At 62.9% G+C, this 12,877-nt stretch carries 11 protein-coding genes and 1 tRNA gene; 3 read left to right on the top strand and 9 right to left on the bottom strand.

The features are described from left to right. Nucleotides 1-346 precede the first annotated feature (346 nt). From AC25M7_RS20570 to AC25M7_RS20560, 3 genes are all read left to right on the top strand, one after another. On the top strand, nt 347-2,116 hold the full coding sequence (locus tag AC25M7_RS20570; RefSeq protein ID WP_082750443.1) for a phosphoethanolamine transferase CptA: 1,770 nt from the start codon (nt 347-349) through the stop codon (nt 2,114-2,116). A gap of 484 nt (nt 2,117-2,600) precedes the next feature. Next, the gene (locus AC25M7_RS20565; protein ID WP_069016685.1) at nt 2,601-4,154 is read left to right on the top strand and encodes an amino acid permease; all 1,554 of its coding nucleotides are present in this window, start codon (nt 2,601-2,603) and stop codon (nt 4,152-4,154) included. Between the two features lie 53 nt (nt 4,155-4,207). Beyond that, on the top strand, nt 4,208-5,494 hold the full coding sequence (locus AC25M7_RS20560) for an NAD(P)/FAD-dependent oxidoreductase (protein WP_486971399.1): 1,287 nt from the start codon (nt 4,208-4,210) through the stop codon (nt 5,492-5,494). A gap of 84 nt (nt 5,495-5,578) precedes the next feature. Here AC25M7_RS20560 and AC25M7_RS20555 read toward each other — a convergent pair whose 3' ends face one another. The 9 genes from AC25M7_RS20555 to queE form a co-directional block, all read right to left on the bottom strand. Continuing rightward, nucleotides 5,579-7,525: a response regulator gene (locus AC25M7_RS20555; RefSeq protein ID WP_207851705.1), complete on the bottom strand. Its 1,947-nt coding sequence runs from the start codon at nt 7,523-7,525 to the stop codon at nt 5,579-5,581. Further along, complete coding sequence (locus AC25M7_RS20550) at nt 7,515-8,378, bottom strand: sensor histidine kinase (RefSeq protein WP_069016688.1); 864 nt, start codon at nt 8,376-8,378, stop codon at nt 7,515-7,517. The genes AC25M7_RS20555 and AC25M7_RS20550 overlap by 11 nt, the downstream gene beginning before the upstream one ends. Continuing rightward, nucleotides 8,371-9,381, bottom strand: a complete 1,011-nt coding sequence (locus AC25M7_RS20545; protein WP_028692981.1) for an ATP-binding protein — start codon at nt 9,379-9,381, stop codon at nt 8,371-8,373. The genes AC25M7_RS20550 and AC25M7_RS20545 overlap by 8 nt, the downstream gene beginning before the upstream one ends. Further along, nucleotides 9,378-9,782, bottom strand: coding sequence for an anti-sigma regulatory factor (locus AC25M7_RS20540; RefSeq protein ID WP_028692980.1), 405 nt, complete (start codon nt 9,780-9,782; stop codon nt 9,378-9,380). Before AC25M7_RS20540 ends, AC25M7_RS20545 begins: the two co-directional genes overlap by 4 nt. Beyond that, nucleotides 9,779-10,141, bottom strand: a complete 363-nt coding sequence (locus AC25M7_RS20535; protein ID WP_028692979.1) for an STAS domain-containing protein — start codon at nt 10,139-10,141, stop codon at nt 9,779-9,781. The genes AC25M7_RS20540 and AC25M7_RS20535 overlap by 4 nt, the downstream gene beginning before the upstream one ends. A 4-nt stretch (nt 10,142-10,145) precedes the next feature. Next, a complete protein-coding gene (locus tag AC25M7_RS20530; RefSeq protein WP_062361232.1) occupies nt 10,146-10,997 on the bottom strand; it encodes an STAS domain-containing protein in 852 nt (283 codons plus the stop codon). 301 nt (nt 10,998-11,298) lie between these two features. Then, nucleotides 11,299-11,374 (bottom strand) — tRNA-Lys (locus tag AC25M7_RS20525). 61 nt (nt 11,375-11,435) lie between these two features. Next, complete coding sequence (gene queC, locus AC25M7_RS20520) at nt 11,436-12,110, bottom strand: 7-cyano-7-deazaguanine synthase QueC (RefSeq protein WP_028690578.1); 675 nt, start codon at nt 12,108-12,110, stop codon at nt 11,436-11,438. 10 nt (nt 12,111-12,120) lie between these two features. After that, complete coding sequence (gene queE / locus AC25M7_RS20515) at nt 12,121-12,768, bottom strand: 7-carboxy-7-deazaguanine synthase QueE (RefSeq protein WP_028690579.1); 648 nt, start codon at nt 12,766-12,768, stop codon at nt 12,121-12,123. Between the last annotated feature and the right edge of the window lie 109 nt (nt 12,769-12,877).

The raw sequence follows: 12,877 nt of genomic DNA, 5'->3' as shown, positions 1-12,877 counted from the left end.
CGGGGTCCCCTCGCTCCGTTCTTGCTCCCGGGAGGACCGCGCTGAACGCCCCATCCTGGGGCGCAGCGCTTGACGGGCATCCATGCCCGTCACCTCCCTACGCAAGAACTCCACTCGGCCTCCTGAAGTCGCAATTGGTGTTGCCTGATCTACCGCGCGCTTAAAAGCAAACAGCAAACAGCAACAACAAGAGCGAACAACAAGAGCGAACAACAAGAGCAAGTTACTCGTATCTCACTCGTCGATCTCTCCAGGACTTTCATGAATTGTTGACGATCTTTTCACACGGTCCCCTTTAGCGTCGCCTGCCAACCGATCCGGCAGGCAACCGCGCTCTGAGGCACACGTGTCCCGTACAACTCCCCCCGCTAGAAAATCCATCGACTGGCCCGGCCTCGGCTGGCTCCTGCTGTTCTTTTGGTACTTCTCCGGCATCACCCAGGCCCTGCTGTTGTTCAGCGGCACCACCGGCTTCGCCGGCTTCCGTGACGCCCTGTTCCTCAGCAGCCTGTGGCTGGCACCGGTCCTGCTGCTACCCCGCCTGACCCGCCCCCTTGCCGCCCTGATCGGGCTGGTATTGTGGGCCAGCTCGCTGGTCGGCCTGAGCTATTTCGCCATCTACCGCCAGGAGTTCTCGCAAAGCGTCATCTTCGTGATGTTCGAGTCCAACACCGCCGAGGCCGGGGAATACTTCAGCCAATACTTCAGCGTCTGGCTATGCCTGGGGCTGCTGCTCTACAGCGCGATCGCCGTGCTGCTGTGGCGGCGCATCCGCCCGGTCACCCTGCCGCTTTACAGCCGCCTGCCGGTGGTCGCCGTGTTACTGACAGCAACCCTGGGTTACCCGTTCTACAAGCAGATGGTCTCCCAACAACGCAGCTTCGCCGACGCCCGGGAAAAGGTCGAACAGCGCATGGCGGCCGCGGTACCTTGGCAACTGGTGGTGGGCTACCGGCAATACCGCCAGCAACTGGACAACATGCAGGCTCTGCTGGAGCAGAACGCCGCCCTGCCGCCACTGCAGAACCTCAAGGATGCCAGCGGCGACGCGCCACGCACCCTGGTGCTGGTACTGGGTGAGTCCACCACTCGCGAGCACATGCACCTCTACGGCTACAACCGCGACACCACACCGAATCTCGACACCCTGGCCGCCAGCGACAAGGGCCTCACCGTGTTCCGCAACGTCGTTTCGCCACGCCCGTACACCATCGAAGTGATGCAGCAAATCCTGACGTTCGGCGATGAACAGCATCCTGATCGCTTCCTCACCGACCCGTCGCTGATCAATTTGATGAAACAGGCCGGCTACAAGACCTTCTGGATCACCAACCAGCAGACGATGACCAAGCGCAACACCATGCTCACCACCTTCTCCCAGCAGACGGACATGCCGGTCTACCTGAACAACCAGCGCAACCAGAACGCCAGCCAATACGACAGCGTGGTCCTGGCGCCTTTCGAAAAGGCCCTGCAGGACCCGGCCGGCAAGAAGCTGATCATCGTCCACCTGCTCGGCACGCACATGGATTACCGCTACCGCTATCCGGCCGGCTTCGACCACTTCAAGGACCACACCGGCGCGCCGGCGGCGCTGTCCCCCGACCAGCTACAGACCTACAACTTCTATGACAACGCCGTACGCTACAACGACTTCGTCGTGTCCGACCTGATCAAGCGCTATTCGGCCAGCACACCGAACGGCTTCCTGCTGTACCTCTCCGACCATGGCGAGGATGTCTACAGCTCAGGCAATCATGATCGCCTTGGCCGCAACGAAGCCGACCCAACCCGGCCGATGTACACCATCCCCTTCCTGCTCTGGACCTCACCCAGCTGGCAGGCGGCGCACCCGCGCGACCTGCAGTCGATGGCCAACCGCCCTTACAGCAGCGCACACTTGATCCACACCCTGTCCGACCTGGCGGGCCTGAGCTACGACCGCTACGAGCCGGCCAAGAGCCTGGTCAACGAAGCGTTCACCGCCAGCCCACGCTGGATCGGCGACCCGTATGCGAAAAACGGGCTGCATGAATTCGACAAACTGCCCGGCGCCCGAACGAAACAGGAGCAGCGGACCGCCAGCAGCGACACGGTTCGCCCTGACGAAGGCTGACGACTCGGGCACGGCCTACCATTCATCCCCACCCCTTCACTTGAAGGGATACCTTTCGAAAACCGATATCTGGTCCCCCAGGTATCGGTTTTTTGTTGCATCGATGATGAATAATTTTCCGCCATATTGTTTCGTACATTTCCTGAGAATTACAAAATGACAATATCGCGCTCCAGAATGACGGACTCGTGCCTCAGTAATCATGGGAAACTCAGATTAATACGGACAAACATCACCTTTCGCATAGGATCAAAACGACGAAATTAAACATTCCAAAAGGGAATGATGTAGCAACTAATTGTCGTTTGTTGAGAACGCCTTTCAACGCCAATACTGATTTCAATCAAAGCAATCGCAACTGCCACGGCATTGGAGAAGCCGTCAGCCGACCGGCGCCCAGCCCGCGCCCGTCACCTGCAACTGGAAGTGGTCAGATCACAACAAAAACAACAACTCACCCGAATGCAGATCCAATAGGTTGCCCATGACCCATTCGAACAACAATGCAAACTTGACTGCCGCAACCCCGCCTTCCGGACACCTCAAACGCACTCTCACCAGCCGCCACCTGAACATGATCGCCATCGGCGGCTCCATCGGCACCGGCCTGTTCGTCTCCTCCGGTGCCACCATCGCCCAGTCAGGCCCCGGCGGCGCGCTGCTGGCCTTCGCGGTAATCGGCCTGATGGTCTACTTCCTGATGACCAGCCTCGGTGAAATGGCCGCGTGCATGCCGGTCAGCGGCTCGTTCTCCACCTATGCCTCGCGCTACGTGGAAGAAAGCTTCGGTTTCGCCCTGGGCTGGAACTACTGGTACTCCTGGGCCGTGACCATCGCCGTGGACCTGGTGGCCGTGCAGATCATCATGCTCTACTGGTTCCCGGACACCCCCGGGGTGATCTGGAGCGCGGCCTTCCTGGTGCTGCTGTTCGCCCTCAACGTCGCCTCGGTGCGCTTTTTCGGCGAGGCGGAGTTCTGGTTCGCCCTGATCAAGGTCATCACCATCCTCATCTTCATCGCCGTGGGCGTGCTGATGCTGCTGGGCATCCTTGAAGGCGGCCAGGACGGCGGCGCCCACCTCTGGCAGATCGGCGACGCGCCCGTTGCCGGCGGCCTGCCGGCGCTGATCGGCGTGGCGATGATCGTCGGCTTCTCGTTCCAGGGCACCGAATTCGTAGGCATCGCCGCCGGCGAAACGGAAAATCCGGGGCGCAATATTCCCAAGGCCGTGCGTCAGATCTTCTGGCGCATCCTGCTGTTCTACGTGCTCACCATCGTCGTGATCGGCCTGCTGATCCCCTACACCGACCCACGGCTGCTCAAGGACGGCCTGTCGGACGTCACCATCAGCCCGTTCACCCTGATCTTCGCCAAGGCCGACATGCTCGCCGCCGCCGCCGTGATGAACGCAGTGATCCTGACCTCGGTGCTGTCCGCCGGCAACTCGGGCATGTATGCCTCCTCACGCATGCTCTACAGCCTGGCGCTGGAGCGCAAGGCGCCGGCCATCTTCGCCCGGGTAACCCGCAGCGGCACGCCGGTCTGGGCGCTGCTGGCCACCGCCGCAGTCGCCGGCCTGTGCCTGCTGAGCTTCCTGTTCAGCCCTGGCAAGCTCTACCTGTGGCTGCTCAACACCTCCGGCATGCTCGGCTTCATCGCCTGGCTGGGCATCGCGATCAGCCACTACCGTTTCCGCCGCGGCTACCTGTTCCATGGCCACGACCTGGCGAAACTGCCGTATGTCTCGAAGTACTTCCCGTTCGGCCCGCTGTTCGCCTTCGGCCTGTGCATGGTGGTGATGCTCGGGCAGAACTACCAGGCGTTCATCGGCGGGCAGATCGACTGGATCGGTGCCTTCGCCACCTATGTCGGCCTGGTGCTGTTCGTGGTGGTCTGGTTCGGCCACAAGCTGGTCACAGGCTCCAGGGTGGTGCGCTACAGGGAAATGGACTTCTCCAGCATCGAGATGCGCAAGGCCGAACGTAGCAAAGCAGAGCCTTCCGGCAACGCGGTCGCGGCCAGTCAGCAGCCCGCCTGAAAACTCCATTGGCGGACCCGCCCCGGTCCGCCCATCACTGCTCCGGGACCCTGATGAACAGCACCTTCGACTCTTACTACGAAGCCACCGCCAGCAGAACCCTCTACCCTGCCCAGAGTGGGCGCACCGATACCCGCGTGTGCATACTCGGTGGCGGCCTGGCCGGCCTGTCGACCGCGATAGGGCTTGCCGAGCGCGGGGTGAGCGATGTGACGATCATCGAGTCGCAACGCATCGGCCATGGTGCATCGGGACGCAACGGCGGCTTCGTCTTCGGCGGCTACAGCCTTGGCAACGCCGACCTGCTATCGGCGCTGGGCGCCAATGAGGCCCGCAAGCTGTATCGACTGACACTCGACGCCGTCGACCTGATCCGCGAACGCACCCGCCGCTACACCATCGACTGCGACCTGGTCGACCAGGGCGTGATCCTCGCCAACTGGTTCAACGACCCGTTGCGCCTTGAGAAACCACGCCAGCTGATGAAGCAGGCCTATGGCGTCGACTGGCAATACATCACCCCCGGCGAACTGAAGGAACAGCTCAGGACCGAGCGCTATTACGGCGGATTGCTGGAGCGCAACGCATTCCACTTCCACCCGCTCAAGTACGTCTGCGGCATCGCCCAGGCTACCGCCCAGGCCGGGGTGACGATCTACGAGCAGTCGCCGGTGACCGGCATCGAGAAGAAGGCAGGCGGCTACATCGTGCGCACCGGCCAGGGCGAAGTCCATGCCGAGGAAGTGGTGTTCAGCGCAGGGGGCTATGCCCGTGGCATCTACGCCCCGATCGAACGCGCCGTGCTGCCGATCGCCACCTACGTGGTAACCACCCCGCCATTGGGCGCGCGCTTGCCGGACGCCATCGACTGCCAGTCGGCCATCTACGACACACGCTTCGCCTTCGATTACTACCGCCCACTGAAAGACACCCGAATCCTCTGGGGCGGACGCATATCCATCCTCGATCGCGGGCCACAGGCCATCGCCAAGCTGCTCAAGGCCGACCTGGTGAGCGTCTATCCGCAACTCGAGGACGTGGCGCTGGAATACGCCTGGGGCGGCCTGATGAGCTACGGACGCCACCAGATGGCGCAGATCGGCCAGGACGCCAACGGCATCTGGCACGCCGTCGGCTTCGGCGGCCACGGCATGGCACCGACCACGGTCGCCGGCGAAGTCCTGGCGGACGCCATCGCCCGTCGCCTGCCGATCCCGAGTGGTTTCAGCCGGTTCGGCCTCGAACGCACCTTTGGCCTGGCCGGCCTGGTGGCAGCTCAGGCCACCTACACCGCCTACCAGGCACGCGATGCCTTCGATGCTCGGCGGCTGAACCGTTGACGCCGGTATTCCATTGATGGCATGCCGATCATGCGCATCGGGGTAACCCAAGCGCGTACAGCGGCGAGAAGGTCACGGCGCCCCTCAGCCCAAGCGCACTACCGCGTGCTTGACCTTGTCGAGCAACTCCGACATTTTGAATGGCTTCACCAGCATTTCCATCCCTGTCCCCAGGAACGCCTGGCGGTCCAGCGCCGCATCGGCGTAACCGGTCATGAACAGCACCGGCAACCCTGGTCGATGCAACCGTGCGATGTCAGCCAGCTCTCGCCCACTCATGGTCGGTAGTCCGACATCGGTCAACAGCAGGTCGATGCTCTCCTCCTGCTGCAGGTATTGCAACGCCTCATCGATGGTCGACGCCAAGGTGCATCGGTACCCGGCCTCGCCCAGCGCCTCGGCCACCGACAGTCGGACCGAGGCCATGTCCTCGACGATCAACACGTGCTCGCCATTGCCCTGCTGGTCATTCTCGACCTCGCGGTCCAGGCTGACCGCCGCCTCGTCGCTGGCCGGCAGCAACAGCGTCACCTCGGTGCCCTTGCCAACCACACTGCGCAGCTTCACATGGCCACCCGACTGGCGGGCGAAACCGTAGATGGTCGACAAGCCCAGGCCAGTGCCCTGGCCGAGAGGCTTGGTAGTAAAGAACGGATCGAAGACCTTGTCGAGCAACTCTGCCTCGATTCCACTGCCGTTGTCGCGCACGGTCACGGCCACGTAGGCGCCATCGGCGAGGTTGGCGTCGCCGTGGCACCAGGCCGCCGAAGTGTTGACCCAGATTTGCCCGCCCTTGGGCAGCGCATCGCGGGCGTTGATGACCAGGTTGAGCACCGCGCTTTCCAGTTGCACCGGATCGACCAGGGCGATGGCCGGCAGGGTGGACAGCTCCAGGGTGAGGGTGACTCGCTCACCGATCGTGCGGGTCACCAGTTCCTCCAGCGAGCGTATGTGCTGGTTGACGTCCACCGGACGGGTGTCGAGCGGTTGCTGGCGGGCAAAGGCCAGCAGCCGCTGGGTGAGCACGGCGGCGCTGTTGGCCGAGCTCAGCGCCACCTCGGCATACTTCGGCACCTTTTCCACACGGTTTTCCGCCACTCGTTTGCGGATCAGCTCAAGGCTGGTGATGATGCCGGTCAACAGGTTGTTGAAATCGTGGGCGATGCCACCGGTGAGGCTGCCCAAGGCATCCATTTTCTGCAACTGCAACAGTCGCGCCTCGGTGCGCACGCGCTCGGCCACTTCCCTGGCCAACTGGCTGTTGGCATCGTCCAGGCGTGCCAGGTGCGAGCGCTCGCGGTGACGGTGTTCGGTGATGTCCTCGACGAACACCAGACACAGGCCAGGCGCCTGGTACGGCGACAGTTGCCACTCGGTGTCGCGCGGTTGCCCCTGCAGGCGCATGCCCAGCGTGCCTTTCCAGCGCTCCCCCGCCGCGAGGTGCTGGCGCAACTCCTCGAGCGCCTTGACCTGGCCTTCGGCGAAGCACTCGTGCAGACACAGCGGGTCGCGGTTGTCCTGCACCAGGTGGGCGAAGGCGTGGTTGCATTCGTGCACCTTCAAGTCGCCATCGAGCACAGCGATGGGGGCGGACACACCCCGGAAGATTTCCTGGAACCGCGCTTCGCTCTGGCGCAAGGCCCGCTCGGTGTCGCGCACTCGCAGCAGGGTGCGCAGGGTGGCGAGCAGCACGTCCGGGTCCACCGGGTGGATCAGATAAGCATCGGCACCGGCGTTCAGGCCAGTAATGATATCGCCGCTCTGGATCGATGCCGCCGACACGTGGATCACCGGCAACAGCGCCGTGCGACTGTCCTCGCGCAGCAACCGGACAATGTCGAAACCGCTCATGTCCGGGAGGTTGACGTCGAGAATCAGCGCATCCACTTGCTCGTCACGAATCAGCGCCAGCCCCTCCCCGCCGGTGCCCGCTTCGAGCACTTCGTAGCCGTGCGCGCCGAGGCGGCGGCGCAGGGCGTAACGGGTGGCGACGTTGTCATCGACGATGAGCAGGCGCAGGTCAGGTTTCATCCACACTCTCCTGGGCCAACGCCAGCGGAATGATCACGAAGAAAGTGGAACCGACCCCTGGCTCGCTGTGCACGCCTACCTCCCCGCCCAGCAGCGTGACGAAACGCTTGCATAACGACAGCCCCAGGCCGGTGCCACGCAGGCGTTTCTGCAAGGGTGAATCGAGCTGTGCGAAATCCTCGAACAACGTGCCCAGCAGCTCCGAGGCAATGCCAATGCCTGTATCGCTGACGGCGAAGCGGATGTGCTGCGCATCGACGAGTTGCGCCGACACTCGCACTTCACCGCGGGTAGTGAACTTCAAGGCATTGGAGATGAAGTTGCGCAGGATCTGCGCAAGCTTCTTGTCGTCGGTATAAAGGCGCGGCAGGCCCACCGGCTCTTCGAAAATCAGGTCGACCGCCGTGGCGTCGACGATCGGCCGAAACATCCCGCGCAGCGCCGCGAACAGGTCGAACATATCGAACCAGGCCGGCGAGATGGTGATGCGCCCGGCTTCGATCTTGGCGAGGTCGAGGAGGTCGTCGACCATGTCCGACAACTCGCGGGTCGCATTGCTGACAAATGCAACCTGGCGGTGCTGCTCTTCCGACAGCGGCCCGTCCAGCTCGTCGGCCAGCAGGCTGGTGATGCTCAGTATCGAGCCCAGCGGGGTGCGGAACTCATGGCTCATGTACGACAGAAAGCGACTTTTAAGGTCGGACGCCTGGCGCAAGTGCTCAGCCTGGATGTCCAGCTCGGCATACAAGGCCAGCACGCCTTGATTGGTTTCTTCGAGCTCGGCGCGCAGGGCCTCGTTTTCGGCCTGCAGCCGCGCGAACTGCTCGGCGTCTCGCATGGTAGGCTCAGCCATGGTCTGGCTCCAGGTCGATCACCAGCACCGTCACATCGTCCCGCCCCCGGCAGAAATCCCGATGCAGCACGGCAGCAATCACCGCCGGGTGGCGATGCACCAACCCAGGGTAGTCTTGTAGATTCCAGCGCGACTGCAGGCCGTCGCTGTAGAGGATCAGCAGGTTGCCCGTCACGTCAGCGTAGTCGAAGACCTGGGCTTTGCGGTATTGCCCGCCGACGATACCTGGAAGCGAGGGCATGCCGCGCATGCGGGTCGGCGCCACCAGACTGGCGCCGATGTTGCCGATGCCAGAGAAGGCAATATGGCCGCTGTGCTGATCGTGCTGTGCGATGGCAACCGCGCCGCCCCGGGTGCTGCACATCGCCAGGTGCAGCCGCTCGATCAGCAAAAGTGGGTCGAGAAAGGCATCCTCGGCGAATGCCGCTGCCGCGCTCTGGGCCGCCTCCTCGGCATCCGGGCCATGCCCCAGGCCGTCGACCAGCAAGGCGCTGAGACGCCCGTGGGTGAGCGCGACGTGCCAGGTGTCGCCGCAAGCCGGGTCGTCATGCAGCGCGTGATGGCTGACGCCGATGCGCAGGTCACGACTTTCGGCAGCGCGTTGGTACACGCGGGCCATGATTACCGAGCCGCGGGCGTCGGTGTGCATGTCGAACACCTTGGCCATACGTGCCACCGCGCCCAGGCCGATGCCCTGTGTACCACCGGTGGAGTAGCCATCGACGAGGCATGTCTGGGCATCGAACCCTTGAGCCCGGTCCACTGCCAGCAACTCGATGCCCAGGCCGTTGGCACCGGGCACGCTGCGCAAGTGCAATGCACCCGCTCCGGCGTGCTTGAGCACGTTGCTGGCCAGCTCGGTAGCCAGCAACGCCACACGGCCGGCGTCCTCGCTGTCGAAGCCTTGTTGCTCGGCCAGGCGCTGTGCGGTGCGCCGGGCGTGGCCGATCTGGGTGCCCTCTTCCAAGGGCAAGACTAGCGTCCTGCTGGCAGAAATATTCATATCCATCGCGTGATCGTCACCCGCGTGCCCTCGCCTGGCACGCTGTCGAGCTCGAACTCGTCCACCAGACGGCGAGCGCCGGTCAGGCCCAGGCCCAGGCCATTGCCGGAGGTCCAGCCATCGGTCAGGGCCAGCTTCAGGTCGGCGATACCCGGCCCTTCGTCACGGAACAACAAGCGCACTCCGGTGCGACCCGCTTCCTCGAGCACCTGCCAATCCATGTCGCCCCCGCCGCCATAGATCACGGTGTTGCGCGCCAGCTCGCTGACAGCGGTGACCAGCTTGGTCAGGTCCACGAGGCGCATGCCGCAATCGCTGGCCAGTTTGCGCGCCAACTGCCGGGCCAGTACCACGTCCTGCTCGATGCGTACCGGCAGGCTGCCACTGTGCTCGCCGCTCATGGGTGCCTCACGTGCTGGCTGAGCCGCTGCATGCCTCGCTCCACATCCAGTGCCGTGCTCACCCCAGGCAGGGTCAAGCCCAGTTCCACCAGGGTAATGGCCACGGCCGGCTGCATGCCCACCACCATCACCTGGGCATCCATCAGCCGCGACAGGCTGGCGATGTCAGCGATCATCCGGCCAATGAACGAGTCGACCATGTCCAGCGCCGAGATGTCGAGCAACACGCCCCTGGCGGAGGTGGCGCTGATGCGGTCGGTAAGGTCGTCTTGCAAGCACATGGCCAGCTTGTCATGCATGTCGACCTGGATGGTCACGAGCAGAAACTCGCCCATCCGCAGAATCGGGATACGGTCCATGGGCTCAGGCCTGCTCGCCCAGGTTCACACCCAGGCGCTTGAGCGCGAGCTTCAGCGCATCAGCGAGGTTAGCCTTGGTAGTCAGGGTGCCCAGGTCCAACCCCAGGTGCACGATGGTCTGCGCGATCTGCGGGCGCACCCCGCTGATGATGCAGTCGGCGCCCATCAGCCGGATGGCGGTGACGGTCTTGAGCAGATGCTGGGCGACCAGGGTATCGACAGTCGGCACACCGGTGATGTCGATGATGGCGATTTCCGAGCCGGTGTCGACGATACGTTGCAACAACGACTCCATCACCGTCTGGCTACGCTGCGAATCGAGCGTACCGATCAGCGGCAGGGCCAGCACGCCATCCCACAGCTTGACCACCGGAGTGGACAACTCCAGCAGCTCTTCCTGCTGGCGCTTGATAACCGCTTCGCGGGTCTTTTGATAGGTGCGGATGGTGTGCATCCCTAAAGTGTCGACCAGCTCGGAGATCAACCACAATTGCTCGGCCAAGCGAGCCGGGTCGTCGCTGAAATGCGTTTGCAGCAGGCTGAACAGCGGCCCCTTGAGGGCGAAGATGAAATACACCGCCTGGTGCGAGTCGTGCCCCAGTTGGGCGCGGCTGGCCGAGAGTTTTTCCAGGAACCGGCGGGTTTCATCCCAGTCGCTGATGGCGATGTCATTGCCACTGCCTGTCTGCAAGACATCGACCAGCAGTTGCAGGAAATCGCGGGTTTCCTGCAACAGGGTCTGTTCCTTGATATTGCGGGTAGCGCCATTGGCCTCAAGCGCTGCCGTCCATTGCTCCAACAACTGCGCCTGGTTGTGCTTGATGGCTTCCAATGTGCTGCCGTGCAGTGCTGCCATGTGTGTTCGCTCCTATGCGGTTAGGCCGGCATCCCCATGAACAGCCGACCTGCAAAGAATGACATTTAGCGCTGCAAATAGTTGTAGAGTTTGAAAAGATAATTGCAATGAGCCACCGCGCCATGGCTCCTGGCTTGGGGCAGAGGGAAAGTGAGTGAGGAACGGGTTCCGCGGCAACGCGCAATAGAGCGTGTAAGCTCAAAAAGCGCCAAGTCCTTGCTTATTTGGCCTGGAAACGAAAAAACCCGCCTATAGGCGGGTTTTTCGTATCAACCATTCCAGACTGGAACGGTTGAGAATATGGTGGGTCGTGTAGGATTCGAACCTACGACCAATTGGTTAAAAGCCAACTGCTCTACCAACTGAGCTAACGACCCGTTGGATGGCGCGTATATTACTGATTTCTCAGAGGAAATCAACACCCCATCGCAACTTTTTTCAAAAATACCGGGTGGGATCCTCTACACCGGCCGCCTTGAAGCCGTCGGCCCGCAGGCGGCAGCTGTCGCACTTGCCACAGGCACGCCCGTCGTCGTCGGCCTGGTAGCAGGAAACGGTGAGGCTGTAGTCAACGCCACGGGCAATGCCCGCCTGGACGATCTGCGCCTTGCTCAGGTTCTGCAACGGTGCCTGGATGCAAAAGCCCTGCCCTTGCACGCCGGCCTTGGTGGCCAGGTTGGCCATGCGCTCGAAGGCTTCGACAAATTCCGGGCGGCAGTCCGGATAACCGGAATAGTCCACGGCGTTGACACCAATGAAGATGTCACGGGCTTCGAGCACCTCCGCCCAGCCCAGGGCCAGGGAAAGGAACACGGTGTTGCGAGCCGGCACGTAGGTGACCGGAATTCCCTCGCTTGGGGCCTCGGGCACATCGATGCTGCTGTCGGTCAGGGCCGAGCCACCGATGCCGTCGAGGTTCAGGCCGATCACCTTGTGTTCGACCACGCCCAGGTCACGGGCCACCCGCGCCGCGGCGTTGAGCTCGGCGCGATGGCGCTGGCCGTAGTCGAAGCTCATGGTGTAGCACTGGTAGCCGTCGGCCTTGGCCATGGCCACCACGGTGGCCGAGTCCAGGCCACCGGACAGCAGGATTACCGCGCGTTTGTCAGTCATGTTTTTCTCCTCAACGTCCGGGTTCGTCGTTCCACAGCAACTTATGCAGCTGCAGCTGGAAACGCACGGGCAGGTTGTCGGCGACGATCCAGTCGGCCAGGTCGGTAGCGCTCACCTGATGGTGGCTGGGCGAGAACAGCACCTCCCCGGCACGCTCGGCCAGGTTGTACTGAATCAGCTTGGAAACCGCCCAATCGTAGTCCTCGCGGGAACAGATGACGAACTTGACCTGGTCGTTGCCGGTCAGCAGCTCGATGTTCTCGTAGCGGTTGCGATGGGACTCTTCCGAGCCTGGGGTCTTGAGGTCAACCACACGGCTGACCCGGGTGTCGACGCCACTGATGTCGAGGGCGCCGCTGGTTTCCAACGACACGTCATAACCGGCATCGCACAGGCGCTGCAGCAACGGCAACGCGTTGGGCTGGGCCAGCGGCTCGCCGCCGGTCACGCAGACGTAGCGCGGCCTGAAGCCGGCGACCTGCTCGAGGATCGAATCGAGGGTGCGAATAGTGCCGCCACTGAAGGCGTAGGCACTGTCACAGTACTGGCAGCGCAGGGGGCAACCGGTCAGGCGCACGAAAACCGTGGGCAGCCCGGCCGTTCGCGTTTCACCCTGCAACGAGTAAAACACTTCGGTGATGCGTAATGTGTCTTGCATGTTCGCCACGGGCGTGACAGCTGAACAGGCTGTCCGCCTCCGTCAGGCACTGTCGCGGACTCGACATGGCGTTATCCGCGGCAGCGTGTTTACGAAAAAAGGGCCGTGA

The organism is Pseudomonas sp. P106(2024), from assembly GCF_057480815.1.
This window is presented reverse-complemented; position numbering and strand designations above follow the sequence as displayed.